The following is a 25,198-nucleotide window of genomic DNA, read 5'->3' on the forward strand; positions in this document are numbered from 1 at the left end:
CTCCCGGGCCCTTGGCCGCCCCCCACGCCCGGGCCGTCCCGTACCGACCCCCGCAGGAGCAGCAGATGTTCGCCTTCCCCAGCCCCGGCGGCGTGGAGATCCACGTCCACACCTGGACCCCCGCCGGCCCGCCGCGCGCCGTCGTGCAGATCGCCCACGGGATGGGCGAGCACAGCGGCCGGTACGGGCACCTCGCGCAGGCGCTGACCGTTGCCGGGTACGCCGTGTACGCGGGCGACCACCGCGGGCACGGGCTCTCGATGCACGCCGGGAAGGGACGGCTCGGCCCGCACGGCTGGAACGCGCTGGTCGGCGACCTCGCCCGGCTGTCCGCGATCGTCCACCGGCGGCACCCAGGTGTCCCGCTGGTGCTGCTCGGCCACAGTCTCGGCTCCTTCGCCGCCCAGCAGCACGTCCTCGACCACTCCGAGCGGCTGTCCGGCCTGGCCCTGTTCGGCACCACGGCCCTCGACCACCTCGCCGCCCTGCTGGGCGACGGCACCGGCCCGGACGTGCTGGGCTCCTTCAACCGGCCCTTCGAACCGGCCCGGACGCCCGCCGACTGGCTCACCCGCGACCGCGCAGCTGTCGACGCCTACCTCGCCGACCCGCTCTGCGGCTTCTCACTCGACGCCGACGGCCTGGCCGACCTGGCCGCCGCCGCGCCCCGGCTGGCGGCCCCGGCCGGGGTGCGGCCGGACCTGCCCGTCTACATCGCCGGCGGGGACCGGGACCCGGTGGCGGCCGGCCTGCGTCCGCGCGGCCTGGTCGCCCGCCGCTACCGTGCGGCCGGGCTGACGGACGTCACCCACCGCGTCTACCCGGGTGCCCGGCACGAGGTGCTGCACGAGACGAACAGGGACGAGGTGGTAGCCGAACTGCTCTGCTGGCTCGCCCGCGTGACGGCCTGACGAACGACTGTGTCAATCCCCTGTAATCGTGGAGTCTTTCGCTATGCGGCCTGAGCTTCCTGACGGGCCTCGGCTCGGGCCTAGAGCTTGCCCTCGCTCGTGTCGATCTCGGTCATGTCGCCGACCCACAGCACGTTCGGCGCCACCGCGTCGAAGTGGCGATTGACCAGGTCACGGGCCGCTTTCCGCTTGCCTTGGCGGGTCAGAGAGCGGCGCCGACGCGGGGGCTTGCGGCCCTGCAGGCCCATCTCGGCCATGATCTTGGCGACCGTGTTCTCCGAGACCTGCCAGCCCTCGGCCCACAGGTCCAGGGTGATCCTGGGCGAGCCGTAAGTGTTGCCGGATGCGACGAAGAAGTGCTGTATCCGTTCGGACAGTTCAGCCCGCCGAACCTCGCGCATCGTCGGCTCGGCCGGGCGGCGGCGCCACTTGTAGAACCAGGACTCGGACACACCCAGGGCCCGGCAGGCGGTCGTGTGCGGGACGCCATGCTCGGTCCTCTGGTCGGCGATGAAGCCCGCAACCGTCACTTCGTCGCCTCCTTCACCCACAGGACCACTGATCGCTTGAGGACATCGCGCTCCATCCCGAGCTCGGCGATCTCCTTGCGCTGGCGGGTGTTCTCCTCCCGCAGCCGGCGCAGTTCGTCGCGTTCGGACTCGCTCAGGCCTCCCGCCGCATCCGCGTCCGCCCGGGCCCGCGCGCGGTGGACCCAGTTCTGCAATGTGCTCGGCTGCACGCCAAGGTCCCGCGCGACCTCCGCGGCCGACTTCCCGGTCTCTGTCACGATCCGCACCGCACCCGCGCGGAACTCCGCGTTGTACGAGCGCCTCTTCCCCGCCATGACCCTCAACTTCCCCTCTGGTCACGACTCCACGCTACGAGGGGAATGTCAGGCCGCCTTGGTCATCGTCGGTGCGAGCACCGTCGAGCAGGCGGTGCAGAAGGCCGGGCTGAAGGCCGAGAAGCAGGTCGCCAAGGAGCTGGACGTCAGTTCGAAGGACATCGACAGCGCCGTCCGCGAAGCCGCGACCGAAGTGCGCTGACCTGTCGGACTCGATTCCGGGCCGCCCGGCGTGGCCCTGCCCACCAGGCCACGGGAATCTGGTCCACCTGCGACCCGCGGATTGGCCAGGCACGCGCGCAGAGCCGGCCGGTGATAGCGCGGATCGCCGCCCGCCTACCTCTGCGCGTCGCCCGCTTCGAGCCCGGCCGCTCATTCGACAGCGGCCGGGCTGCGCCGCGCCCGCCCCCCGACTGTCCCTGTCCAGGTGCTGGCGTCGACGAGCTCTCCGCCCCCTTTCTCTACTCCCCGAGCCGGTTGCCAGCCGGGGTGCGGCGGATGAGGCGTCGTTCGGGGATGTCGACCTGCGGCGCCGAAGTGGTCCGTGCGGCGGGTGGTCCCTGCGGCACGGCCAGGCGGGGGCCGTAGCGCTTGGCCAGCGGGTCCGCGCTGAGGCCGTGGGCCAGGACGCTGAGCAGCACGGTGAACGCGATCGCGGTGACCGCCGGCCGGGCCATGGGCCCGTCCAGGTCTTCGAGGGCGAGCAGTGCGAAGACGACGGAGGCCAGGCCGCGGGGTCCGAACCAGCCGACGAAGAGGACGGCGGGCCGGCCGAGGCGGGTGCCGACGAGGGCGAGGGCGACCGGCAGCATCCGGATGACCGTCAGGCTGAGCACGGCGTACAGCGCCGTCTGCCAGGTCAGGTCCTCCATAGCCGGCACCACCGCGATCACCCCGAAGGTCAGCCAGACCAGCAGGGAGAGCAGGGCGCCGGTCTCCTCGACGAAGGGGACCAGTTTGGCCGCGGGGCCGCCGGCGGCTGTGAAGGCCAGGCCGCCGGTGAACGCCGCGATGAAGCCGTTGCCGTCCAGTGCCACGGAGGTGGCGTAGCAGCACAGGGCCAGGCCGAGGACGGCGGCGCCGGCGAAGCCGTCGGCGACCCAGTCGCGGTCGCGGCACAGCTTGATCAGCCGGCCGCCGCCACCGCCGACCACGGCGCCGACCAGCAGGCCCAGCGCGAGTTCGGCCACGGCCTTCCCGGGCCCGGTGTCGCCCACGTGCTCGGCAGTGGACGCCCCCGCGATGGCGACCAGCACGACGGGGGTGGCGATTCCGTCGTTGAGTCCGCTCTCGATGTTGAGTACCCGTCTGATCCTGCCCGGGACAGCTGGGTTGACCATGACCGCAGCGCCCAGCGCCGCATCGGTGGGAGCCAGCGCCGCGCCGACGAGCAGGGCGAGCCAGGTGGCACCCACGCCGGGCAGCATGAAGGCAGCCAGCGTGCCGAGGCCGATGGACAGCGGCAGCCCGATGCCCAGCAGCCGCAGGCACAGTCCCATGTCCGGACGCAGTTGGCGCAGCCCGACTCGGGAGGCGTCGGAGAACAGCACCAGCGCCAGCGTCGCCTCGGCCAGGACCTTCACCACTTCCGGGCTGGGGGTGATCCCGAGCGAGGTCAGCGGGCCGTGGGTCAGCAGGACGCCGGCTGCGGTGAACACGATGGGCGCGGTCATGTCGAAGCTCTCCAGCCGCGCCGAGAGCATGCCCCAGACGAAGACCAGCCCGGTGACGATCGCCAGATCCGAGGCGGTCACCGTGTCAGCTCGGATCTGCGGCTGACGCGATGCCCGGCCGGACAGGACGCACGGCCGGCGCGTGCCGCCGGGCGAGCGGTGTGCGAAGCTCGGCGCGCCCGGGTGGGCTCGGGTGTCGCGTCGCGCCCTCCGGGTTCGGGTCGTGTCGTCATCGGTGATGATGCCCCTTTCTGCGGTCGGCACCTGCCATCGGGTCAGCACGGCTCATCGGGTCCGTGGGGGCGCATGGTCACTGACGGACGCTCTGCTCCCCGCGCCTTCATGTGGCGTGGCGGATGCGGCGCTGTCGTATGGCCGTGCCGAGGGGCACGAGGTAGTAGAGGGAGATCGCCAGGTATCCGATGACCGCGGCGACCGGCACGACGAGTCCGAGGACGATCAGCGTGACGTATCCGATGAGTCCGGGGGTGAGGCGCCTGGTGAGGATCTGCACGTCCGATTCGTCCGCGTCGTCGCGCACCAGCCCGGCGTGGACGGCGTACCGCCAGAACAAGGACAGCAGGGCGGTGGTCATCAGGAGGGAGAGGCCGTAGAAGCTGGTGGCGACGCGTTCCGAGTCACCCTGGCGGACGTATTCGGCCAGCAGCTTGGTCGGGAACGGCAGAAAGGCGACGGCGAGCATGAGGATCAGGTTCAGGCGCATCAGCCAGAGGCTCGCGTGGTCGAGGTACTCGGTGATGACCGAGTGGGCGAGCCAGATCGCCCCGATGGTGGCGAAGCTGACCAGGTAGCCCAGGTAGGAAGGCCACTGTTCGACGACTGCGTGCCACAGGTGCGTCGAACCAGGGGGAACCGCGATCTCGATCACGAGCAGCGTGCCGGCGATCGTGAAGATCCCGTCGCTGAACGCCTCCATCCGAGCGGTTCGGAGCTGACGGCGGGTCCGATCCTGCTCCGTCCCTCCCTCTGTCATGGCTGCAGTGTGACAGCCGCGCGGCGGGGCGGACCGCAGGCGAACAGTCGCTGCGGCGAACGTGTCGCGCCCGTCGACGGCGGCGCGCTGCGCCTTGGTGGCGGGTGTGGGCCGGCAGGGCCGGTCGGGGGGCTCTGCGATCGGCCCGGTTGGGCGCTTGCGGCGGGCGGGCTGATCGCGTCGTTCATCCGAACAGCGGCCTCGCACCGAATCCGATACCGCCCGTCCTGGTTGGGCCGGACGGCGTAGCGGTGGGACGCGGAAGGTTCATCGCGGAGCGGGTCGGGCTCCCGTTGTCGAGCGGGGTCCGGGCGAGGCGGACCCGGGCCTTCCAAGGGCAGCTGGTTCCGGGCCGCCTCGATCGAGATCACTTCGCAGGGGGCCACGTTGTGCGTGGTTCACCTGCTCCCAGAGTGCCGGGCAGGCTGGCGAAGCTCACCCTGGAGAAGACCGCCCGCCCGCGGACTGCAGCAGGTTTCTGCTGCCCGTCGGCATCGTGTTGCGGTTTCAGACCCCGATCGCCGTGAGCCTCCGGACGCGGCGAGGACAGACAGGACGGACAAAGTGGCGAAGCCCGACGCAGTGTTCATCTACATCGGCACGTACCCCAGTGAGGTCGTGGCCAGGGCCGACTACGACGTCGTCAAGGACCTCCACGCGCTTGGCGCCGTGGGCACCTACGACGCTTCCGTGGTCACCACGGACGACAGCGGCAAGGTGCACGTGAACAAGGACGAGATGGCCACCCGGCACGGGGCGTGGGGCGGCGCCGCCATCGGCGCGTTCATCGGCCTGCTCTTCCCGCCCGCGATCATCGGCACCACCATCGCCGGCGCGGCCGTGGGCGGGGTGAGCGGCCACCTGTGGCGGGGCATGTCCCGGGCGGACGTCAAGGAGTTCGGGGAGCTCATCGACGCCGGGCAGGCCGCCCTGGTGATCGTCGGCGAGAGCACCGTCGCGCAGGCCGTGGAGAAGGCCGGGCTCAAGGCCGAGAAGGAGGTCGCCAAGCAGCTCGATGTCAGCACCAAGGACATCGACAAGGCCGTCCGGGAAGCCGCGAGCGAACTCGGCTGACCAGCCGTTCGCGGGCCGGGTCCACTTGGGCGGCTGGAATCCGCGGATCGGCCTGCTTCCAGACGGTTCTCCGGCTGCGTTGCGTGCCCCCATCCGGGTGGGTTCAGGGCTGAGTGGGTGACCGGTGTGGGACACACCGGGAGTGACGAGCTCTCCCGCAGTGCGCCGGCGGCGTCGCCGACCGGCCGCACCTGCCGCCATGTCCGTTCATTCGGATCCTTCGGCGGCGTCCGCCCCGTCGCCGGCTTCCTGCTGCCGGATCTGGACCAGTGAGCACCTGCTGCCGGGCGGGACCGCCGTGGCCACTACGTGGCACGAGCCGGCCTGCCCGGCCTCGGGAAGGCGGACATGACCGGCGGCGTCCCCGAGGGGCCTGACGACGCGGGCAGTTGGGTGACGGCACCAGTCGGCCGTCTGCCCGGCGATGTCGCCGCGCGGATTCGGGCTGCGCGGGACGCGGGGGTAGAGGAGCGCCACCTTGCGGTCATCCTCGCCGAGGCCTTCCCTCCCGCCGGTAGCGCGGGCGGGGGGCTTGCCCCGAGCCGGACCGACGCGTGACCACGATCGTCGGCCGGAGCAGGTCCGGAGGCAATGTCTCCTGGACCGCTCCGGTCGACCGTGATTCCGATGAAGGTGGGGCCGTCGTCGGGGGGCGCAGGTGTCGCTTGGCGGGCATCGCCGCCGCTACGACTCGATGGCGGTGTCGGCGTCTACCACGGCGATGGCTGCGCCGAGGGCCTCAGCGAGTGGTGTCGCGGACATGGTGCGGGCAGTGCTGCGGGCGACGACTGAGGGAGTCGGCCTGCAGAAGCGGGCCGAGGCGGGGGGCGCCACACACGAGCGAGAACGACGTCATAGCACCGGAGTAGGAGGACGAACATGGCGGCACCCTTGTTTGATGATATGCCGCGCAGGAGACCCTCCCGACGCGCCGTCCTCGTCACCGCCCTGGGCACGATCGCTCGGATCACCGCGGTCCTGGCTATCTACTTCCTGATCCCGATGGATCACGCCATGAACGGTGCGACGGCGACGGGACTGACACTCGGGATCCTGGGACTGTGCGTCGTGGTGGCCTGGCAGCTCCGCGACATCACCAACTCCGAGTATCCAGGCCTTCGCGCCGTCCAAGCCCTCGCCTTCACACTGCCGCTCTTCATCCTTCTCTTCGCGACCGCCTACTTCCTCATGGAGCACGCGCAGGCGACATCGTTCACCCAGCCGCTCAGCCGCTTCGATGCCCTGTACTTCTCCATCATCACCTTCTCGACCGTCGGATTCGGCGACATCACGGCGACGAGTCAAGCCGCTCGACTCGTGGTCACCGTCCAGATGGTGCTGGACCTCATCGTTCTGGGCCTGGTGATTCGCCTGGTCGCCAACGCTATCCAGATCGGGCTGCATCGCCGAAGCCCATAGCGCCCAGTCGTCAGGACACATGCACGACCACCGGACACCAGGCCGGTGACGCGGACCCGGCGCACCCGGCCCCGCCGCTTCCAGGAGCTGTTCCTCGCAGGGTGGAGCTGCCCTGCCCGAGTTTCGTGTCCCGGTAGATCACGTTGACCGGACCCGGTCCCGCTCTCACGCGGTTGCACCCGTCCACTGCCCGGTCCCAGTAGCAAGCCCTACAAGCCGTGTGTCCGTGACCGGCCGGGCTGCCTGCGCTGTCCGACGGGGGCGGATTGGCCGAGGCGAACGAACAGCCCGGCGCCCGGACCCTACTGACTGACAGGAACTCCGGACACCGGGCCGCGCTGTGCGGCGTCGACCCGCACCCGACGGGCGCCAGGCGCACTTCGGATACGGGATCACCCGCGCGAGCACACCGGGTGGCGGTCGTGTTACTCGTGGCATTTCCTGAAGGAGGCGCGTCATCAGTGCGTCTGTCCCCCGCCTCTGCCAGAGGACCCGACGCAGGGAGCACGCGATGCCCAGCGATGAATCCGAGCCGGCTTCCGAACGGCCAGGTGACAGCAGCCCCGGGCAGGGCCGCGACGGTGAACCGCCCGGCACCGGCCGACTGCCGCAATCGGCGCCCGAGTCCCAGCCCACCGCCGAGAGCGTCGAGCTGGACGAGCTGCGGCACCGGATCATCGCCCTCGAGGCGTCGACACCGCCGCCCAGGACGCGTCACCACCGCCTCCGTACCGTCGGCTCGGTCGTCCTGATCGTCATCTCCTCCCTGCTGGCGCTGCTCGCGGTCATCGCGGTCTGGACCAACTCGATCATCGGCGACACCGACCGGTACGTCGCCACGGTCGCGCCGCTGGCGAGCAACCCCGACGTTCAGGCCGCGCTCACCAGCCGGGTCACGTCCGAGGTCCTGGCCCAGATCGACGTGAAGGCCGTGGTGAACCAGCTTTCCCAGGCCGCCGTCCAGCAAGGTGTACCGCCCCAGCTTGGCACCCTGATCGGCGGCCTGAGCGGCCCGATCACCAGCGGCCTCACCCAACTGGTCAGCACCACCGTCAGCAAGGTAGTGACCAGCGACCAGTTCGAGACCCTGTGGGTCGACGCGAACCGGGCGGTGCACTCCTCGCTCGACAAGGCGCTGACAGGCAAGGGCGGTGGCGCGGTCTCGCTGGAGAACAACCAGGTCGCCATCGACATCGGACCCTTCGTCGCCAAGGTCAAGGACCAGCTGGTGGCCTCGGGCTTCGGACCCGCCGCGAAGATCCCGGAGGTGCACACCAGCTTCGTGATCTACCAGTCGAAGGACATCGGCAAGTTCAAGAGCTACTTCCGGCTCCTGGAGATCATGGGCACCTGGCTGCCGATCATCGCCGTGCTGGTCGCCGCCGCCGGTGTGTTCACCGCCGTGAACCGGCGACACGGCCTGATCGGCGCTGCTCTCGGGGTGGCGATCGCCATGCTCCTGCTGGGCGTCGTGCTGACGGTCTTCCGGTCGTTCTACCTCGATCACCTGCCGCCGGGAGCGTCACAGGCGGCCGCCGGCGCGATCTACGACACGTTGATCCGCTTCCTGCGCGCGAGCATCCGCGCCGTGGGCGTGACCGCGTTGGTGACGGCCGTCGGCGCCCTGCTGATCGGTCCTTCCAGGCTTGCCGTCGCGATCCGCACCGCCTGCAGCTCCTCGATCGGCGCGCTGCGCGGGGTGTCGACGGCACACGGCATGCGCCTCGGGCCGGTCGGCCGTTTCGTGCACCGGTACAAGCGCTGGATCGGAGTCGGGATTTTCGTCGTGGCGGCGATCGTCCTCGCCACCTGGAGCTACCCGACGGCAGCCGTGGTGTGGTGGATCGTGGTGGTGGTGCTGGTGGGCTTCGCCATCCGGGAGTTCCTCGACACGGGGCCGGCCCCCGATACCTCGCCGCCCGGCGCCGGTCGCGCGAGCGCCCCGCCCCCGGTCGCTTGAAGCGCGTCCGATGCCCGGGCGCCGCACAGGAAAGCGCCCCGCGTCACATCGGCATGACCTGCACGTCGGCATGGGCCGGACGCCGTTCCGGGCGAAGGGCACCCTGGGCCGAAGATGCTGACGGTGGGACTACCGTCCGGGTGGGGTCACGCGGTCGCGCCTGCAGGGCAAGCCAGGACGCGCCGATGTGACTGTGGTGGCGATTGTTCGGCAGGTTGAGGGAGGCGGGCCTGATGGATCCGGAGGACGGGTCAGCATGGCCGGACATTCCGGGCGCCGGCCATCGCCTCGACGACGAGATGGATCGGATCGTCGGGCGGCTGCGGGATCTGGCCCATGCCCAGAGCCGTTTCCAGGATCTGCTGGACGCGGTGATGGCGGTGGGCCGGGAGCTGGAGCTCCCGGTCGTGCTCCGACGGGTGATTACCACCGCGGCTGGTCGACGTACGGCGCGCTCGGTGTGCTGAGCGAGGACGGCGAACAACTGGAGGAGTTCATCCCCGTCGGCTTGAGCGAGCGGGAGACGGCGGACCTGGCCGGGGTCGCGCTTCCGCACGGCCGCGGACTCCTCGGGCATCTCATCTACCACCCCGAACCGCTGCGCGTCGCCGACATCGGCGCCCACCCGGACTCGGTCGGGTTCCCGCCCGGCCACCCGCCGATGCGCACGCTCCTTGGGGTCGCGGTCAGCTCCCGCAGACGCGTCTACGGGAACCTGTATCTCACTCAGCGGAGTGACGGGCAGCCCTTCGACCGTCACGACCAGGACATCGTCGTGGCACTGGCCGGAGCGGCCGGCCTCGCGATCGAGAACGCCCGCCTCTACCGGCAGGTCCGCGCCGGCGCCGAGTACTTCCAGCGCCTCCTGCTCCCGCAACTGCCGGACCTCGCCCCGTTCGAGACCGCCGCCGTGTACCGGCCCGCCGCCACCCCCGACCACGTCGGCGGCGACTGGTACGACGCCCTGATGCTCCCCGACGGCGCCTGCGCCCTGGTCATCGGCGACGTCGTCGGCCACGACCTCAAGGCCGCCGCCACCATGGCCCAGACCCGCAACATGCTGCGCGCCCTGCTGTACGACCGCCGCACCCCGCCCAGCGCCGTCCTCACACAGCTCGACCGCACCCTGGACGCGATCACCGACAACCCGATCACCACGGCCTGCCTGGTACGCATCGAGCCCGCAGATGAGGGCTGGATGCTGCACTGGAGCACCGCCGGGCACCCGCCGCCGCTCCTGATCGGGCCCGACGGCACCGCCCGCTACCTGCACGCCGAACGCGGCTTGCCGCTCGGGGTGGACACGGCTTCTGGGGACGGGCCGCACGCGAAAACGGATTGAGGGGCTGGGGGGCCGTGACGGCAGCTCATCCTTGCGGAGGGATTCCGTCCTGCCGTGGTACTGGCTACGTGGAATAGGCGCATCTATGAATATCTACAGTGCTTTGCCCTGCCAGCAGCACGCGTGGCTGCGGCCCGACGGGAGTGGCCATGACGGTGAAGAAGAAGGGCCCGACAGGCGGAAAGCCTGATGCCGGGGCAACCCGCCGGGGTGTGGCGCCGGCGATGCCTTTGAGTCGGGCGGACCGGGTGGCGCTGGGGAAGGATGCCCGCGAGACAGTGCCGCTGGAGGCGCACGCGGAGTTCGCGCCGGGCGGATCGCGGGATCCGGTCGGGCTGCTGCTGGGCCAGGCCGCGTCGCGGGTGCCGGAACTGGTGCCGGTACGGCACGGCCGCATGCTGGTGTCTCCCTTCACGTACTACCGCGGGGCCGCACTGCCGATGGCGGCGGATCTGGCGGCCACGCCCACCTCGGGTCTTCAGGTCCAACTGTGCGGGGATGCGCATCTGTCCAATTTCGGCGCGTTCGCCTCGCCGGAGCGACGACTGGTCTTCGACGTCAACGACTTCGACGAGACTCTGCCCGGGCCCTTCGAGTGGGATGTCAAGCGGCTGGCCGCGAGCCTGGCGGTGGCGGGGCGCGACAACGACTTCTCCGACAAGGCCAGTCGCAAGATCGTCCTGGCGGCGGCACAGGGCTATCGCAAGGCGATGCGCCGCTTCGCGAAGCAGACCTTTCTGGACGTCTGGTACGCGCACCTGGACATCGAGGAGGTCATGGGGGAGTTCAGGTCCCAGGTCAAGGCGAAGAGGTTCAAGGCGGCCGAGGCCATGCTGGCCAAGGCTCACACCCGTGACAGCACGCAGGCGTTGGGCAAGCTCACCGCCTTGGTCGACGGTCGGCGGCAGATCATCAGTGCCCCCCGACGATCGTGCCCGTCGAGGAGGTGTTCAGTGATGTGCAGGCCGACGCGATCTACGAGTTGATCCGCACGGTGCTGGGCAAGTACCGTCGCACCCTGCAGTCCGACCGGCGACACCTGCTCAACCAGTTCACACTGGTTCAGATGGCCCGCAAGGTGGTCGGGGCCGGGAGCGTCGGTACCCGCGCCTGGATCGTGCTGCTGGACGCCGGGGACGGTGTCGAACCGCTGTTCCTGCAGGCCAAGGAGGCCCAGCCCTCCGCACCTCGGGCGTAGTCAGTACAGCAAGTGTCGTCGCCGGGCAGCACCTCATGCAGGCCCAGAGCGACATCTTCCTCGGCTGGACCTGCGTCACCGGCCAGGACGGGGTGGACCGCGACTTCTACGTGCGCCAGCTGCGCGACTGGAAGTTCTCCGCACCGATCGAGGAGATGATCCCCTCAGGCATGGCATCGTACGCACGGCTGTGCGGTTGGACGCTGGCCCGAGCGCACGCACGCTCCGGCGACCGCATCGCCCTGGCCGCCTACCCTCTCCGATCCAGCCGGCCGTCGAAGACACGATCTGGATGCGGTCGTCCAGCTCGTAGCTGAAGCCCTTGAGGCCGACCTCGGGCGTGCTCGCCAGCTCGATGCCGAAGGAGGCACGGCCCTGCTCGTCGACGCGGTGCTCGAACCCGGGCATGGGCCACGTGTTCACCTGCGCGAAGCCGGAGAGGGGAACGGTCTCCCGGCGACCCGCGGCGTAGTCGTCACCGAAGACCACCGTCGCGGCGGCGAGGACGTGCGCGCGGATCGGTTTGCCTTCGAGCTTCAGCGACTCGTACGTCTCCTGGGCGCTGCTCGATTCGGGTACCTCCGGTGGTGGACTGGCCGCCCCGGGTGGACCGGGACGACGCGCGGAACGGTCATGTCAAAGCTGGCGCGTCGAGCCGCAGGCCCCGGGGCCGAGCGCCGTGAACTCACCCGATCGGGGTGGTTGCCCCGTCCGGAGCCGCCGCACAGGGCGGGTTCTGTCGGCCGGGGCGTCTGCCACGGTCGGTCCGGCTACTTCTCGTTGACGGTGTAGAGGGGCTTCATGTCGACGAGGGTCTCGGTGGCAGTGTGGCCGAGGCCTTCGCGGGCGGCGTTGGCGAGGACGCCGGTGCCGGCGGCGCGCCAGGCGATCAGGCCGCCGAGACCCGTCCGGAGGGCGTACTCGGCCTTGGCCTTCACGCTGCGAGGGGTGTCGAGGGAGATGAAGACCTGGCTGTCGGGGTTGTGGAGGTAGTCGGCGTCGGCGACGGTGTCGGTCCGCAGGACGAAGCCGTTGCGGCCCGTGCCGGCCGTCAGGTCCACGTAGTTGCGCAGGAGGTCGGCCAGCAGGCTCACACCCGGTTTGAACGAGCCGACCGTGCTGTCCGCGTTCTGGTTCTTCGGCGCGTACCGGCCCTGCAGGGGCGAGTGGGAGGTCAGGACGGCCTGCTGGGCGTTGCGGCTGTCGGTGGCGTAGGCGAGGTGGATGCGGGAGGGGGTGACCTTGACCTCGTCGACCAGGTACCTGACGGCCTTGTCCACGCTGTTGAGCGCGTTGTTCCGGGGGTCGTGCCTCAGCGGTGCGTGGTGGGTGATCTGCTCTGCCCACGGGCTGCCGAAGAGGTCGAAGGCGAGGAGGTTGACGCGGTCCGCACCGGCGGCGATCAAGAGCGGGACGTTCATGGCCTTCAGCGCTTCGGGGACGGCCGGGGCGCTGATGCCGATGGTCGCGCCCCCGGGGATCAGCGCGGCGAGCCGGAGTAAGCGTGCTTCGGGCTCGGGCAGCGAGGCGAGGGCGACGGCGGTGGTCATGGGGAGACTCTCCAAGTCGGTTGCAGTGAGCGCCGGGTGGGAGGCGAGCGAGCGTGTGGGGGTGAGGACGAACGCGCCGGCGACCAGCCCCAGGGCCAACGGGTTGCCCTCGCAGGCGCGAGCGAGCGCCTCGGCGGCGGCCGGCTCGGCGCGCACCCGGCCCTCGCCGAGGATTCGGCCGAGCAGCTGGACGGCGTGGACGGGCGCGAGCGGGCCCAGCTGGTGATGATGAGCACCGGGAGCGGCGAGTGCGGGCAGCGGCGAGCGGCTGGTGACGACGACCAGGCACGCACTGGTGGCGGGGATCAGAGGCACCACTTGGTCGGCGGTGACCGCGTTATCCAACACCACCAGCAGCCGTCGAGTGGCGGCGCTGGACCGCCACAGTGCTTGTAAGTCGGCTTCCTTCCACGAGAGTTGTTCTACGTCGCGGTCTCCGAGCCCCCGTAGCAGGGAACGGGCGGTGTCGACAGCGGGCGCCGAGCCGCCGACGCCTCCCGCGCGAAGCTGGATGAGGGGCTGCCCGTCCGGGTGCCGCTCGGTATGTCGGCGGCCCCAGTACGAGACCAGGGTCCTTTTGCCGGCTCCGCCGGGTCCGGTGATCACGATCACCGGGGCGGTTCCCTCGGGCAGCTCGGCGAGCAGCTTGTCCAGGGCGGCGACAATCGCATCGAGGCCCAGTTCACCGCGCTGCGCTACTTCACCCTCGACGGCACCGACCACGCCAGCCACAAGGAACAGGGCAGCATGATCCACCGCTACATCATCTGGCGAAACCGCCACGCCGACGACCAGCGCTTACGCGCTGTCGTCGACAGGGCTAACGCTGCCTGATCCGGCGCTAAACGCCGGTGGTGCCATCGATGCGTTCCCGGACCAGGTCGGCGTGACCGTTGTGGCGGGCGTACTCCTCGATCATGTGGACGTAGATCCAGCGGAGGTTGACGTCCTGCTCCATGAAGCGGCCTGTATCGGTCAGCGTACGGTCGGCGCAGTGCTCGCGGGCGCGGGCGATCTCCGCGTTCCAGGTGGCGAGGGCGTCACTCAGGGCGGCGCCCGCAGCAAGGTCGAAGCCGCCGTCGGGGCCGTCCGGGTCGGCCTGCGGGTCGTAGATGGGCGGGGCCTGTTCTCCGGCGAGCACGCGGCGGAACCAGTTCCGCTCCACCTCCGCCATGTGCTGGACCAGGCCGGTCAACTTGAAGCCGGACGGCGGCACGGACGCGACGGCGGCCTGCTCATCGTCCAGACCCTCGCACTTCATGGCCAGCGTGGTGCGGTGAAAGTCGAGCCAGCTTTCAAGCGTCGTGCGCTCGTCGGCGTTCAGGGGCGGCATAGGGCGGTTGATGGCGCTCATCGGTCGACAATCGCCAGCGGCCGAAGCCGTCGACAGGCGGGGCCTCACTACAGGGCGAACGTTGCCTGATGCGGCATTAGCTAGGGGACGGCCACCGCCGCGACCGACAGCGCACCGCCGAACCGGGCCCACAGCAGCTCCGAGGCGGGCTGCGGCCGCCGGCGCGCCGGCGGCACGGGAATCGAGTGAGGGTCTTCAGGGTGTGCGCACCAGTGCCCCGACCGCGGTCGCCGCGGTCTGTTCGATGAGCGCGATGCCGGCCTCCCGCGTGGGTTGACCGTCGGTGAGTACGACGACGAGCAGCGTGTGTCCCGCACGTTCGACGATGCCCATGCTGTTGACGACCCACAGCTGAGATGCCCCGTCAGGAAGCCAGCCGTTCTTGAGCACGGGCAGGTCGCCGGGCGCTCCTGCCGCGCCGACGCCCCAGTTCTGCCCGGCGGTCACGGCGCGCATGAGGGCCCGCACGTACGACCGGGACGCGGCGTTCAAGGGGGAGTCCTGCGTGAACACGGCCTTCAGGAGGGAGATTTGGTCGCGGGCGGTGGTCCGGGTCAGTCCCCAGGGCCCCTTCTGGCCAGCGTGTGCCGGGGTGAGGCCGAGTCGGGCGTTGGCCGCGTCCAGGCCCTGGCGTCTGCCGATGTCGATCCAGAGTTCCTGCGCTGCGTCGTTGTCGCTGAAGCGGATCATGTCGGAGGCCAGCTGTCGCTGAGCAGGGCTGAGCTGGCCTCCGCGGTCCTGCGCCTGCAGCAGCAGGGCGGCCAGGATGTCGACTTTGATGATGCTCGCGGAGATGAAGGCCTCGGTGGTCGAACCGTAGGCGGCCGAGCGGCCCGAGGTGAGGTCCTCGACGGCGAGGGCGTACCGGCCGTGGTGCGCCCCGAGCCCGTCGAGCGCGAGGCGCACGGCCTGCTCCGGTGTTGTCGTACTCACGAAGGGGAGTTCTGGCCCGGAAAGCGTGTCTGACGCTGACGCGGTCGACGTCGACAGCGGGTCGGGAGGGGTGCCCTCGGTCGCTCCCGAGGCCGGGATCAGGACGCGAGCCACCAGGGCGGCGCCCACCAGCACGGGTATGACGAAGGCTGTCCGATGCTTCATATGGGCACTCGCTTTCCGATGTCCGGGCATGCGGATATCACCTGGGGCCCTGTCAGGGCGTGGAAGGGTTGCCGGACACGCCGCCGTGCGTGCCGGGTCCGGTGTCGTCCGCCTCAGCGGAGGCTGGTGCGGCTCACCCGCCGCAGGAGCCGGCGATCTTCGCGTTCTCGTCGATCTCGATCGGGAAGGTGTGCGGGCCGCCGAGGTTCACGGTCCATCCGTGGGTGAGGGTCGCGGACGAGGGGTCGTCGGCGAGCCAGAAAGGGGGGCTGGTGAAGGAGCAGGTGCCGGCGGTCGGACCTTGCTCGGAGCGAAGGGTTTCGGTCACGAACTGTTTCCCGAGCTTCGCCATCGCCGTGGAGTCAGCGGACTTGGCGGCCGCCACCAGCCCGCCGTAGAAGCCGGAAACCGTGGGGTCGTCCCCCTTGGTGTCCCCGGGGGTCGTTACGCAGGTCAGGTCGGTCACCTTCCCCGTGGCCCTGTCGAAGCTCAGGGAGGGAGTCCGGTCGAGCCGCTCGGTCCCCTGGTACAGCAGGACCTCACCCGACACCAGCACGCCGTCGACCAAGGCGCCGCAGGTCACACCGTGGGAGTCAGTGCCCCAGATCCGTTGGTACGTGGACTTGTCGGCGAACAGCGCTGCCACCTCTGCCGGATCCACCTCGGAGCGGGTGGCCGGATTCTGGTAGCGCAGGGCGGAGAGGAACAGGGCGGCCGTGGTCCGGGCCGGGCCGGCGGGGGAGGCCGGTGCCGATGCCGTGGGCGAGGACGGCTTGGTGGACGCGGGTGAAGGAGGCGTGTCGGTACTCGACGGGGTGGACGCCTGGGCGGGCAGCGAGGCGCGGTCATGATCCGTTTGTGACACGAAGCCGGCGCCCAGGGCCACGATCACCACGGCCGCCGCCGCACCGGTCCGCAGGCGCCGGCGGCGCCGCCGTACCGACCCGATGAGATCATCGACGTCGTAGCTGCCCGGCGGTTCCTGCCGTGAACGGTCGAGCATGGCTGCGGCCAGCTCCTCCTCCAGATCGTAGTCCTTCATGCCGCCCCTCCCGAACGTGCGTGCAGTACCTGTGCGTCGACGGTCGACCGGAGTTTCGACAGGCCCCGGGCCGCCTGGGACCGGACGGAGCTTGCCGAGATGTTCATCAAGTGGCCGATCTCCGTGTCGTCGAGATCCTCGAAGTACCGCAGCACCAGTACGGTGCGCATGCCGATCGGCAGGGACTGCAGCTCGCGCATCAGCTGGTCGCGGACCACGAGGCCCTTGTACGGATCGACGTACCCGGCCCCGATGCCGTCGTCCAGGGGCACTTCCGCACGTCCGCGCAGCTTGCGCCAGCGGTCGTTGGCGAGATTCACCAGGATCCGGCGTGCGTAGGCGTCCGGTGAGTCGGCGGAGCGAACCCGGCGCCAGTGTCGACAGACCTGTTCCAGCGTGGACTGCACCAGATCGTCGGCCACATGACGCTCGCCGGTGAGCAGCAGCGCGGTCCTGAAGAGGGCCGACGACCGCGCGTGCACGAATGCCGTGAAGGCAGGGACGTCAGCGGTTCGCATGGTCACCCGGCTCGCGACTCTTGAGCATCTTCGCCTTTCCCGAAGCCCCCTTGGCTCCCCCGCCCAACCTGACGAAGCCCGGCTCGCGGCTGCTGCACGCGGTCTTCGGTCGTGACCCAAGCGTTATCTCGGGTGCGGGGTCTCGCGGGGCCTCGTCGACGGCACGCACATGCCCGCCTACCTGCCCGCACCGCTGACCGAGCGGTGGGCGGGCCGGGACGGGCTGGTGGTGCGTACCGCGAACGGGCCGTCCGGCGCACGCAGTCGGAGCAGGGTGTGGTCCAGGTGGTCGCGGTGCCACGTGGAGGGGCCCGCGTGGCCGGCCTCGGCGGTGGTGAGCTGTTGCCAGGCCGGCCACAAGGTGTGGAGGCGGGCGACGGCGTTCGGGTGCTCGTGCCACTTCACGCACCACGGGCGGGTGCAGCCGATCTCCCGGCCGTGGACGGGCAGCAGGATGTGGGTGACCCAGAAGGGGAGCTCGGCCAGTTCGGTGGCGTACTGGGCGCCGCCCATTGCGAGGATGAACAGCGACGGAGCGGCATCGGGTTCGGGTTCGTCCGTGGCCCCGGGATCCGGCTCGGTGGAGCTGGACCCCGGCGTGTCGTCGGCTTCGGAGCCGAGACGGTCGAGGATGACGCCGTGCCGGCGGACCTCGGGCCTCTCCGTCCGCGTTGCGTTCACGGTGGTGGTCGAGTTCGCCGGCCTCGTTCGCCTTCGTCATCGCGACCTCATGGGCGGCGGCGGCCGTTCTCCACGAAGCCGGAGTTGTTTCCGACCCGAAGACCCGTGCGTGCGTGCGGCCGATCCAACTGCTTGATCCGTCCCTACTCACTTCCCCGGCAGTGGCGTTGCGATGCTTGCCCGGATCACTTGTCGGTGCCTCCAGGGGCCGGTCCGGTTCGCCGGTTCGGCCGACAACCGCTCCTGGCGACGCGAGTGCCCGACAGGCCCCGTGTGTTCCCCGGGGGCCCCGCTGGCACGGATCCGGTGCGGCGGGGCCGGATCGACCCGGACAACGCGAGAGCCCCAGGTCGTTGACCCGGGGCTCTGCCGCTGGAGCGGGCGACGAGAAGCGAACTCGCGCGCCGGGCCCGCGAAGCTCAGGCGTCGATGCCCTTCCGGGCGAGATCGGCCGCGATGCCGTCCAGGACGCCGGCCAGGCCCGAGGTGAACAGGGCGTCGAGGTCCCACGGGTCGGCGCCCGCGCGCATCGCGCGGGCGAGCCGGGGGTACGCCCCGGGTTCGTACAGCGGGTCCTGCGTGCGGTACGGGTCCGTCGCCCCCGGCGTTGCGCCGGTCCTCGACTGCCGCTCCGCCTCCAGGTCGCTGACGAGGGTCACCGCCACGCCCTGCACGTAGGAGGCGAACACGAACATGTACCGGAAGGCGTCGGCGGGTTCGAGGTCGAGCCCGTCGAACGAGGAGAAGGCGCTCTCGCTGTCCGCGGCGAGGGCCGGGCTGAAGTAGGAGCGGGTCGTCACCACGACCCTCGGCAGGATCCACGGGTGGCGGTGGTACAGCTCCCAGTCGTGCTCCGCGGCGCGTTCGAGGCCGTGCCGCCAGTTCCGCGGTGGCGAGTCGGGCATCGGCACGTCGGCCATCGCGGCCTCCACCATCAGGGTCACCAGATCGTCCTTGGACGCCACGTGCCGGTACAGGGACATCGTGCCGGTGCCCAGCTCCGCGGCGACGCGGCGCATCGACAGCGCGTCGAGCCCCTCCGCGTCCGCGACGACGATCCCGGCCCGGACGATGCGTTCGACGGTGAGGTGCGGCACCCCGTCGTGGCCCACCGGGGCGTCGGCCGGGTCCTCCGCCCTGCGTGCCCGGTAGGCCCTCGCCTGGCATGCGCGGGAACAGTAGAGCCTGGGCCGGCCCCGGTCCGCGGGCTCCAGTCCCTTTCCGCAGGACGCGCACGCCGGCTGCACGGACATCGGGGAACTCCTTTTCGTCACACATCGAGGATCGTGACGAAATTCTAGTCCGGCAGCATGAGTGCGTGCGAATTTCCATATAAAACCGCAGCTCAGAAATACTGTTGTGCTGCTCCGGAACGCATGCGTACTCTGCACGCGTCGACGCGTACTTAGTACGCACCCGGGACGGTCAAGCCTGCCCGGATCCACACACACCGCTCAGGAGAGGGCATGGCCGGAGAAGAGAAACGCGCCGGATCCAGGGAGTGGGCCGGCCTCGCCGTGCTGGTGCTGCCCTGCGTCCTGGCCTCCATGGACATGGCCGTCATGTTCATCACGCTCCCGTCCCTGGCGGCGGACCTCGGCCCGAGCGCTTCCGAGCAGCTCTGGATCATGGACGCCTACGGCTTCCTCCTCGCCGGCCTGCTCATCACCATGGGCACGCTCGGCGACCGCTTCGGGCGCCGGCGGGTGCTGCTCACCGGCGCCGCGGCCTTCGGCGCCGCCTCGGTCCTGGCGGCCTACTCGACCAGCCCCGGGACGCTCATCGCGGCCCGCGCCCTGCTGGGCATCGCCGGAGCCACGCTGGCACCCTCCACCCTCTCCCTGATCCGGAACATGTTCCACGACGCCGGGCAGCGGGCCGCCGCGGTCGGCGTCTGGACGGCGGGCTTCGCGGGCGGCGCCGTGCTCGGCCCGATCATCGGCGGTCTGCTCCTGGAGCACTTCTGGTGGGGATCGGTCTTCCTGGTCAACGTGCCGGTGATGGCCCTGCTGCTGCTCCTCGGCCCGCTGCTGCTCACCGAACACCGCGACCCCGCGCCGGGCCGGTTCGACCTGCTCGGCGCCGCCATGTCCCTGGTGGCCGTCCTCGGCGTCATCTACGGCGTCAAGGCCGTGGCGGAGCACGGCTTCGGATGGATTCCCCTGACCTGCTGCGCCGCCGGACTCGCCGTGGGAGCGGCGTTCCTCCGCCGCCAGCACCGGTCCGCGAACCCGATGGTCGACATGGCGCTGTTCCGCACCCGCCGGTTCAACGTGCCCCTGCTCATCGACGCGCTGGCGACCTTCGGACTGGTCGGCTTCAGCCTGTTCAACTGGCAGTTCATGCAACTCGTCCTGGGAATGGGCCCGTTGGAGTCGGCCCTGTGGTCCCTGCCCACCTTCCTCGTGATGCCCGTGGGTATCGCGCTGGCCACCGCGATCGCCCCGCGCATCGGCAAGCGCAACGTGATCGCCGCCGGGCTGCTGGTCGCCACCGCCGGCTACGCCATGCTGGCCCTGCTCCAGGCCGATTCGGGAATCGTCCACCTCGTCAGCGGCATGACCGTCGTCTCGACCGGCATCGGCGCCGTCTCCGCGGTCGTCACCGAGGTGATCCTGTCCGCCGCTCCGCCGGAGCGGGCCGGGGCGGCCTCGGCCACGACCGAGACCTCCGCCGAGTTCGGCGGGGCGCTGGGCATCGCGCTCCTGGGCAGCATCGGCACCGCCGTCTACCGTTCGGAACTGGCGGCCAACGCCCCTGACGCCCTCACTCCCGGCCAACTGGAGGCGGCGCGGAGCACCCTCGGCGGCGCCGTCGAGACCGCCGCCACACTCCCGAGCGGTACGGCCGAGTCCCTGCGGCAGGTGGCCTTCGAGGCCTTCGCCCGGGAGGCCCGGATCGCCTCGGTGGTCAGCGCCGTCCTGATGGCGGGCGCGGCGACCCTCATCGTCGCCGTGTTCCGAAGCTCGGGCCCCGGGTCCGGGCTCGGGGCCTCCCGGTCGGCGGGGGAGCCCCGGCGCGGGGACCGTGCAGGGGATCCGCGCTCCCGAGCGACTTCGCCCTGACCGGATGTGCCTATGTGCCGTACCTGCGTCCGCGGGGCCGTCCCCGAACCGCACCGCCCCGCCGCGTCCGCGTGTGAAACCCATGAAATCCGAACCACCGGAGGTCCTCAGTGTCCCGTCGTGCTCCCATGCCGTCCGCCCTGCTCGAAGCGTTCGATGCCGAGATGGCCGCGGCCCGGACCCCGGGGCCCACGGCGCGGCGCTGGAAGGCCGTGGAGCGGGCCCACATCCTGTCCCAGCCCTGGCCGTGGCCCCACACCCGCACCCACGGCGTGATGTTCCGCCTCGCTCTCCGCGACCGTGACGTGTGGGAGATGCTCGGCCAACTGGTGCGCCTGGTCGTCGCCGCGCCCGGCTCCGCGGCCGGGAACTACCCGGACGGCAACACCGGCCGCACCCGGGTCGGGCTGGCCACCCACATGCCGATCCCCGACGACCTCGCCGCCCTGCTCCGCGACGCCGGCGCGCTGCGGGTGTAGGCCCGGCCTCCGGAGAACCTCGCCCCGTCCCGCGTCGTACCCGTGGGCTCACCGAACACCGCCGGCTTCCTCGGTGGTTGGGTGCGTATGCGGGGCGGGGCGGGGCGGGTTCAGGGCTTCCGACAACGTCATTGCGGAACACCGGAGTTCGGTGGTCGGTTCGTGGGCGGGCGGCGCTTCGGGCCCGCCGTCAGCAACACGCGTGCGCTCCCGCGGCCTGCGGGCCTGGTTCGCCCCGGCCCACGGTGGCTTCGGCGTCGGCGATCCGGCCGCGCGCCATGGCGTCCATCACGGCCAGGAACCGCTCGGTGCGCGGTCGGCCGAGGACGAAGGGATTCGGCCCGTCGGGGTGGTCGCGAAGCTCCTCGGCGCGCTGGAGGCCGTAGTCGTTGGGGTGGTTGGACAGTTCCACGTCCACACCCGCCCGCACGGCCCGGGCCCGGAAGGACCGGATGGAGGAGAGGTGGGTACGCAGTTCCGGCAGCCCGGTGGGCGGGAGCATGCCGCCCCAGAGCATGGCGGTGTGGCGCCGGCGGCCCGCGCGTACCGGGAAGATCGCCGAGACGGTGCCCGGGCTGTGGCCCGGGGTGTGGTGCAGCTCGATCGTGGTGCCGCCGAGCGTGAGCTGCCGGCCGTCCGTGATGCCGAGGTCCCGGGCGGGGGCGTCGGCGGGCCGGGTGCGGGCGAGGAGGTCCCAGTCGGCCGGGGACATCAAGGGCAAGGCCGTGGAGAGCTTCCAGCTCGACCAGTGGATCGACGCCCAGGGCCGCACCGTCCGCTACGACAAGAAGACCGAGCTGCGGGGCATCCAGATGCGCACCTACGGCACCTTCCGCGACTTCGGCCCGGTCGAGAAGGTCGACCCGCCGCGCTGAGAGGAACGTGGCAAGAGGAAGTAGTCGTACCACTCGATGCACGCGGGTGCGCCGTCGGATCCGACGGCGCACCCGCGGCGGGGCCGGGCCCGGTGGCCACCCACCCCCTCACGCCGTTGACGGCCGCCGGCCCCCGCCGCTCAGAACGGAGACTCGACGGCGAGCCTCAGCCGCCGCTCCCGGTCCTCCTCGGACTCGACTCCGCCGATGTCGTACCCCCACGCGCGCAGACCGTCGAGGGCGACGTCCCGATGGTCAGGACGGTCGCTCTCCTCCAGCAGGCGCCGGGCGCGGCCGGCGAGTTCGGCGCGGTGCCGCGCCAACCGGGGTGCTCGACCAGGGAGACGGCCGTGAAGACGGCGCAGTGGCGGACCGCTCGATCCTCGGCGTCGAGCAGCGGGGCGACGACCCGGTGGACGGCGGGCCGCAGGCGCCGCAGAGCGGTCTCGCTCGGACCGTGCCCCGACGAGGCGTGGGCCCGGTCGTCAGCGGAGAGGAAGTAGTGGCCCAGCAGGTCGAGGACGGCCGCGCGCATCGAGCGGCCGGGGGCGAGCGGATCGGGGAGGCCGAGCGCACCGGCGGCCTGGGGAACGGCGAGCAGACCGGCCAGACAGGCGGCGGTCGGCATGGTCGTCGGCAGCGCCTCCCCTGCCTCGGCGTGAAAGGCGCCGCGGAGGCCCCGCTGCGCCTCTCGCCGAATGGTCGGGTCCGGGTGCAACAGGTCTCGCAGTCCGGCGGCCACCCGGTGCGGGTCTCCGAAGCCGTACTCCAGAGCTGCCCAGTCGGTCTCGCGGATCACGGCTGCGGGGTCGGGCAGGTCTGTCGCCGAATCGTCCGTCATGCCCCGCGACCCTGGACGAATGAGCCATGGACCCGTCACCTGCCGGGCGCTGCGGCTTCGAGCTCCTCGATGGTGCCGGACATGACGGTGCGCAGGTGCCGTGTGAGGTGCTCGGTCGGCCAGTCCCACCAGGCCAGCGCGAGCAGGCGGGCGACGTCGGGCGCGCTGTAGCGGGTGCGGATGAGTCTGGCGGGGTTGCCGCCGACGATGCCGTAGTCGGGGACATCGTCGACGACGACAGCGGCGGACGCGACGATGGCGCCGTGGCCGATGCGGACTCCGGGCATCACCACGGCGCCATGGCCGACCCAGACGTCGTTCCCGACCACGGTGTCTCCGCGGCCGGGCAAGCCGGTGATGAGGTCGAAGTGTTCGGCCCAGCCGCCGCCCATGATGGGGAACGGGAAGGTCGACGGGCCGTCCATGCGGTGGTTGGCCCCGTTCATGATGAACCGCACCCCGGTCCCCAGCGCGCAGAACTTCCCGATGACCAGCTTCTCCGGACCGTAGTGGTAGAGCACGTTACGCGTCTCGAACTCGGTCGCCCCGTCCGGATCGTCGTAGTAGGAGTACTCACCGACCTCGATCAGAGGCGATGTCACCAAGGGCTTCAGGAGGACCACACGCGGCTGTTCCGGCATCGGATGAAGAGTCGAAGGGTTCGGCGGGACGGAACTCACGACAGCACCACTCCGGATCTCGTGCGAAGACATGGACACCGTATCCATGTTCGCAGCCTGCACGGTCCACCCCGACCGCTGACGGCCTTGCGACCCCAGGCCGTCCGCCGGCCCCGGACGAGCCGGGGCCGGAGAGCCGACCGCCACCGGTTCCGGCCGGGGCACCCGCTCTGTCCGGACGGTGACACGGCCCGGTGGGCGGCTGATGGGACCACCTCGTGTGCCAGGAGGCCCCCGGTCTTCGGTTGAAGAACCATGCCCTCGACTGTGCCGCGTGCACCGTCCACTGCGGATGGATTGCCCATGGGCGGGAAAGCGGGCCGCTGGTGGTCCCCGGGCCCCCGTTGGCCAGGATCAGGGCGTCGGACGGGTTGATGTCGGCGACCGGGTTGACGATGACGCAGTAGACGCCCGGGGGCGCCTCGAAGCTGTCGACGACGTTCTTCTGCCGCTCCAACTCGCCGTTGACGCCCACCTGGGCGGCGGCCCTCGCGTGGGGCGCGACGAACTCGGCGGGTGCCGCGGCGGCCTGGACGGTGAAGACGGCCGACAGGACGACGGCTGCCGCGAGGACGGCGGTGGTGCGGCGTATGGTGGTCACTCCGGGGATCGGCTCGCAGCGCGGATGCCGCGACGTGGGGGGATGCCACGACACTGCCCCGCAGTGAGTCGTCCCGCCCGGGGAGTCATCTGATCAGGTGCCCGGGAACAGCGCCTTCCGGCGCATTCGTGATCTCGTACGAGCATGTCGACGGTTGCCGACGGGTGGCGGCCCGGGCCGTGTCCGGCAAGTGATCACTGCAAATGATCACTCTATGCGCGGGTCGGTGGGCACGGCACAATTCGGGCCGTGGGAACGACTGTTCATGGATTCGTGGAGTGCCGCACCTGGGGGCCTGGCCTCGGCGTCGAGGAGAGGGCGTGGTACCCGGCCATTGAGTTGTCCATGCTCGGGATGGTCCGGGACTACGAGGCCTTCGCCTGCCTCTTCGGTGTCCGGGACCTCAGTGGCCACTGGCGGCCGGTGGCTGCCGACCGTGGCCTGCCCGTCGACGTGTCGGAGAGCGCCCGTGGCGGGCACGCGGCATGGGGTGGGGTCGCGTTCGGTGCCAGCTGGCCGAGCTGGAGCGAGGTCCTCGCAAGTGCTGGGCCGCCCGCGTCGACAAGACCGGCTGACCGCGCCCCGGCCCCGACCCCGGCCCCGGCCCCTGTGCCCGCGCTCCGCCGTCGGCACAGGGGCACGTCCTCTTCCCGCTCCCACGCGCAGGAGTCCTGGGCCGTGTGCAGGCCCGACAGCACCGGTGATCGCCCGGGACGCGGATGCCGTCGGGCATCACGAGGGTGTCGCCGTGCGCGAGCCACCGGGCCGGCATGCGGTCGCCCCGGGGGAACAGGCTTCGTGGGCCGTCGCCCCACTGCCAAGGCGGTCCGCTGGTCTCGAAGCCTCCCGTGCACCCCGGCTTGTACGCTTGGCTGAAGATCTGCGTTTCTTGGAGGGAGGGCCCGGTGAGCGTCCGCCGGTGGATATGTGTGGTCGCGGGAGCTGTCGCGCTGAGCAGCCCGACGGTCGCTTATGCCCGCGGTGGGGGTGGCGGTCACG

At 70.9% G+C, this 25,198-nt stretch carries 23 protein-coding genes and 4 pseudogenes; 12 read left to right on the plus strand and 15 right to left on the minus strand.

The window, feature by feature from the left end; genetic code table 11:
- The coding region (locus ACWGJO_RS29590; protein ID WP_452188350.1) for an alpha/beta fold hydrolase at positions 1 to 911 on the plus strand (911 nt) is incomplete at its 5' end.
- A gap of 80 nt (positions 912 to 991) precedes the next feature.
- Here ACWGJO_RS29590 and ACWGJO_RS29595 read toward each other — a convergent pair.
- Together ACWGJO_RS29595 and ACWGJO_RS29600 are read right to left on the minus strand one after the other, a co-directional pair.
- On the minus strand, positions 992 to 1,441 hold the full coding sequence (locus ACWGJO_RS29595) for an IS3 family transposase (RefSeq protein WP_452188352.1): 450 nt from the start codon (positions 1,439 to 1,441) through the stop codon (positions 992 to 994).
- Positions 1,438 to 1,755, minus strand: a complete 318-nt coding sequence (locus ACWGJO_RS29600; RefSeq protein ID WP_452188354.1) for a transposase — start codon at positions 1,753 to 1,755, stop codon at positions 1,438 to 1,440. Before ACWGJO_RS29600 ends, ACWGJO_RS29595 begins: the two co-directional genes overlap by 4 nt.
- Positions 1,756 to 1,813: 58 nt before the next feature.
- Between ACWGJO_RS29600 and ACWGJO_RS29605 the strand changes: the two genes are divergently transcribed.
- Positions 1,814 to 1,957, plus strand: coding sequence for a hypothetical protein (locus ACWGJO_RS29605; protein ID WP_452188355.1), 144 nt, complete (start codon positions 1,814 to 1,816; stop codon positions 1,955 to 1,957).
- Between the two features lie 259 nt (positions 1,958 to 2,216).
- Here the strand turns inward: ACWGJO_RS29605 and ACWGJO_RS29610 are convergent, their stop codons facing one another.
- Together ACWGJO_RS29610 and ACWGJO_RS29615 are read right to left on the minus strand one after the other, a co-directional pair.
- Positions 2,217 to 3,509 carry a cation:proton antiporter gene (locus ACWGJO_RS29610; RefSeq protein ID WP_452188357.1) on the minus strand — a complete coding sequence of 431 codons (1,293 nt, stop codon included), beginning with the start codon at positions 3,507 to 3,509 and terminating at the stop codon, positions 2,217 to 2,219.
- A 259-nt stretch (positions 3,510 to 3,768) separates the two neighbouring features.
- On the minus strand, positions 3,769 to 4,422 hold the full coding sequence (locus ACWGJO_RS29615; RefSeq protein ID WP_452188359.1) for a TMEM175 family protein: 654 nt from the start codon (positions 4,420 to 4,422) through the stop codon (positions 3,769 to 3,771).
- 564 nt (positions 4,423 to 4,986) lie between these two features.
- On the opposite strand from ACWGJO_RS29615, the gene ACWGJO_RS29620 reads away from it, so the two are divergent.
- The 6 genes and pseudogenes from ACWGJO_RS29620 (at position 4,987) to ACWGJO_RS29645 (ending at position 11,732) form a co-directional block, all read left to right on the plus strand.
- Complete coding sequence (locus ACWGJO_RS29620) at positions 4,987 to 5,496, plus strand: DUF1269 domain-containing protein (RefSeq protein ID WP_452188360.1); 510 nt, start codon at positions 4,987 to 4,989, stop codon at positions 5,494 to 5,496.
- An 879-nt stretch (positions 5,497 to 6,375) separates the two neighbouring features.
- Positions 6,376 to 6,915 carry a potassium channel family protein gene (locus ACWGJO_RS29625; protein WP_452188362.1) on the plus strand — a complete coding sequence of 180 codons (540 nt, stop codon included), beginning with the start codon at positions 6,376 to 6,378 and terminating at the stop codon, positions 6,913 to 6,915.
- Positions 6,916 to 7,426: 511 nt separating this feature from the next.
- Entirely contained in the window at positions 7,427 to 8,875 is a 1,449-nt protein-coding gene (locus ACWGJO_RS29630) for a hypothetical protein (RefSeq protein ID WP_452188364.1), read from the plus strand.
- Positions 8,876 to 9,077: 202 nt separating this feature from the next.
- Positions 9,078 to 10,208: pseudogene (locus ACWGJO_RS29635) on the plus strand (PP2C family protein-serine/threonine phosphatase); the annotation flags it as partial.
- Between the two features lie 404 nt (positions 10,209 to 10,612).
- Positions 10,613 to 11,415, plus strand: a pseudogene (locus ACWGJO_RS29640) (DUF2252 domain-containing protein).
- Positions 11,328 to 11,732 carry a DUF2252 family protein gene (locus tag ACWGJO_RS29645; protein ID WP_452188396.1) on the plus strand — a complete coding sequence of 135 codons (405 nt, stop codon included), beginning with the start codon at positions 11,328 to 11,330 and terminating at the stop codon, positions 11,730 to 11,732. The pseudogene ACWGJO_RS29640 and the gene ACWGJO_RS29645 overlap by 88 nt, the downstream one beginning before the upstream one ends.
- Positions 11,733 to 11,751: 19 nt before the next feature.
- On the opposite strand, the pseudogene ACWGJO_RS29650 reads toward ACWGJO_RS29645, so the two are convergent.
- Positions 11,752 to 11,955: pseudogene (locus tag ACWGJO_RS29650) on the minus strand (DUF6004 family protein); the annotation flags it as partial.
- 230 nt (positions 11,956 to 12,185) lie between these two features.
- Positions 12,186 to 13,697, minus strand: a complete 1,512-nt coding sequence (locus tag ACWGJO_RS29655) for a glycosyl hydrolase family 18 protein (RefSeq protein WP_452188398.1) — start codon at positions 13,695 to 13,697, stop codon at positions 12,186 to 12,188.
- Here ACWGJO_RS29655 and ACWGJO_RS29660 point away from each other — a divergent pair.
- Positions 13,629 to 13,799, plus strand: a pseudogene (locus tag ACWGJO_RS29660) (IS630 family transposase); the annotation flags it as partial. The gene ACWGJO_RS29655 and the pseudogene ACWGJO_RS29660 sit on opposite strands and share 69 nt — an antisense overlap.
- A gap of 7 nt (positions 13,800 to 13,806) precedes the next feature.
- Here the strand turns inward: ACWGJO_RS29660 and ACWGJO_RS29665 are convergent.
- The 6 genes from ACWGJO_RS29665 to ACWGJO_RS29690 form a co-directional block, all read right to left on the minus strand.
- The gene (locus ACWGJO_RS29665) at positions 13,807 to 14,319 is read right to left on the minus strand and encodes a DinB family protein (RefSeq protein ID WP_452188365.1); all 513 of its coding nucleotides are present in this window, start codon (positions 14,317 to 14,319) and stop codon (positions 13,807 to 13,809) included.
- A gap of 195 nt (positions 14,320 to 14,514) precedes the next feature.
- Positions 14,515 to 15,387: a serine hydrolase gene (locus ACWGJO_RS29670; protein WP_452188367.1), complete on the minus strand. Its 873-nt coding sequence runs from the start codon at positions 15,385 to 15,387 to the stop codon at positions 14,515 to 14,517.
- A 163-nt stretch (positions 15,388 to 15,550) separates the two neighbouring features.
- Positions 15,551 to 16,459: a hypothetical protein gene (locus ACWGJO_RS29675; protein WP_452188369.1), complete on the minus strand. Its 909-nt coding sequence runs from the start codon at positions 16,457 to 16,459 to the stop codon at positions 15,551 to 15,553.
- On the minus strand, positions 16,456 to 16,977 hold the full coding sequence (locus ACWGJO_RS29680) for a SigE family RNA polymerase sigma factor (protein WP_452188400.1): 522 nt from the start codon (positions 16,975 to 16,977) through the stop codon (positions 16,456 to 16,458). Before ACWGJO_RS29680 ends, ACWGJO_RS29675 begins: the two co-directional genes overlap by 4 nt.
- Before the next feature lie 177 nt (positions 16,978 to 17,154).
- Positions 17,155 to 17,658, minus strand: coding sequence for a DUF4913 domain-containing protein (locus tag ACWGJO_RS29685; RefSeq protein WP_452188371.1), 504 nt, complete (start codon positions 17,656 to 17,658; stop codon positions 17,155 to 17,157).
- A gap of 419 nt (positions 17,659 to 18,077) precedes the next feature.
- Positions 18,078 to 18,911, minus strand: coding sequence for a TetR/AcrR family transcriptional regulator (locus ACWGJO_RS29690; RefSeq protein ID WP_452188373.1), 834 nt, complete (start codon positions 18,909 to 18,911; stop codon positions 18,078 to 18,080).
- A gap of 213 nt (positions 18,912 to 19,124) precedes the next feature.
- On the opposite strand from ACWGJO_RS29690, the gene ACWGJO_RS29695 reads away from it, so the two are divergent.
- Complete coding sequence (locus tag ACWGJO_RS29695; RefSeq protein ID WP_452188375.1) at positions 19,125 to 20,723, plus strand: MFS transporter; 1,599 nt, start codon at positions 19,125 to 19,127, stop codon at positions 20,721 to 20,723.
- A 128-nt stretch (positions 20,724 to 20,851) separates the two neighbouring features.
- A complete protein-coding gene (locus ACWGJO_RS29700) occupies positions 20,852 to 21,202 on the plus strand; it encodes a DUF3703 domain-containing protein (protein WP_452188377.1) in 351 nt (116 codons plus the stop codon).
- A gap of 190 nt (positions 21,203 to 21,392) precedes the next feature.
- Here ACWGJO_RS29700 and ACWGJO_RS29705 read toward each other — a convergent pair whose 3' ends face one another.
- The gene (locus ACWGJO_RS29705; protein WP_452188378.1) at positions 21,393 to 21,914 is read right to left on the minus strand and encodes a hypothetical protein; all 522 of its coding nucleotides are present in this window, start codon (positions 21,912 to 21,914) and stop codon (positions 21,393 to 21,395) included.
- A gap of 13 nt (positions 21,915 to 21,927) precedes the next feature.
- On the opposite strand from ACWGJO_RS29705, the gene ACWGJO_RS29710 reads away from it, so the two are divergent.
- A complete protein-coding gene (locus ACWGJO_RS29710; RefSeq protein WP_452188380.1) occupies positions 21,928 to 22,077 on the plus strand; it encodes a hypothetical protein in 150 nt (49 codons plus the stop codon).
- Positions 22,078 to 22,243: 166 nt separating this feature from the next.
- Here the strand turns inward: ACWGJO_RS29710 and ACWGJO_RS29715 are convergent, their stop codons facing one another.
- Together ACWGJO_RS29715 and ACWGJO_RS29720 are read right to left on the minus strand one after the other, a co-directional pair.
- On the minus strand, positions 22,244 to 22,918 hold the full coding sequence (locus ACWGJO_RS29715) for a hypothetical protein (protein WP_452188382.1): 675 nt from the start codon (positions 22,916 to 22,918) through the stop codon (positions 22,244 to 22,246).
- Between the two features lie 35 nt (positions 22,919 to 22,953).
- On the minus strand, positions 22,954 to 23,631 hold the full coding sequence (locus ACWGJO_RS29720) for a CatB-related O-acetyltransferase (protein WP_452188384.1): 678 nt from the start codon (positions 23,629 to 23,631) through the stop codon (positions 22,954 to 22,956).
- Positions 23,632 to 25,198 lie beyond the last annotated feature (1,567 nt).

It is taken from the genome of Kitasatospora sp. NPDC054795, from assembly GCF_053611565.1.

What these genes read in the sequence shown, in the direction of transcription:
- ACWGJO_RS29630 (WP_452188364.1), top strand. Translation starts at nt 7,427, where the DNA reads ATGCCCAGCGATGAATCCGAGCCGGCTTCCGAACGGCCAGGTGACAGC.
- ACWGJO_RS29625 (WP_452188362.1), top strand. Translation starts at nt 6,376, where the DNA reads ATGGCGGCACCCTTGTTTGATGATATGCCGCGCAGGAGACCCTCCCGA.
- ACWGJO_RS29715 (WP_452188382.1), bottom strand. Translation starts at nt 22,918, where the DNA reads ATGACGGACGATTCGGCGACAGACCTGCCCGACCCCGCAGCCGTGATC.
- ACWGJO_RS29690 (WP_452188373.1), bottom strand. Translation starts at nt 18,911, where the DNA reads ATGTCCGTGCAGCCGGCGTGCGCGTCCTGCGGAAAGGGACTGGAGCCC.
- ACWGJO_RS29665 (WP_452188365.1), bottom strand. Translation starts at nt 14,319, where the DNA reads ATGAGCGCCATCAACCGCCCTATGCCGCCCCTGAACGCCGACGAGCGC.
- ACWGJO_RS29600 (WP_452188354.1), bottom strand. Translation starts at nt 1,755, where the DNA reads ATGGCGGGGAAGAGGCGCTCGTACAACGCGGAGTTCCGCGCGGGTGCG.
- ACWGJO_RS29705 (WP_452188378.1), bottom strand. Translation starts at nt 21,914, where the DNA reads ATGTCCCCGGCCGACTGGGACCTCCTCGCCCGCACCCGGCCCGCCGAC.
- ACWGJO_RS29615 (WP_452188359.1), bottom strand. Translation starts at nt 4,422, where the DNA reads ATGACAGAGGGAGGGACGGAGCAGGATCGGACCCGCCGTCAGCTCCGA.
- ACWGJO_RS29720 (WP_452188384.1), bottom strand. Translation starts at nt 23,631, where the DNA reads ATGTCTTCGCACGAGATCCGGAGTGGTGCTGTCGTGAGTTCCGTCCCG.
- ACWGJO_RS29675 (WP_452188369.1), bottom strand. Translation starts at nt 16,459, where the DNA reads ATGAAGGACTACGATCTGGAGGAGGAGCTGGCCGCAGCCATGCTCGAC.
- ACWGJO_RS29680 (WP_452188400.1), bottom strand. Translation starts at nt 16,977, where the DNA reads ATGCGAACCGCTGACGTCCCTGCCTTCACGGCATTCGTGCACGCGCGG.
- ACWGJO_RS29700 (WP_452188377.1), top strand. Translation starts at nt 20,852, where the DNA reads ATGCCGTCCGCCCTGCTCGAAGCGTTCGATGCCGAGATGGCCGCGGCC.
- ACWGJO_RS29695 (WP_452188375.1), top strand. Translation starts at nt 19,125, where the DNA reads ATGGCCGGAGAAGAGAAACGCGCCGGATCCAGGGAGTGGGCCGGCCTC.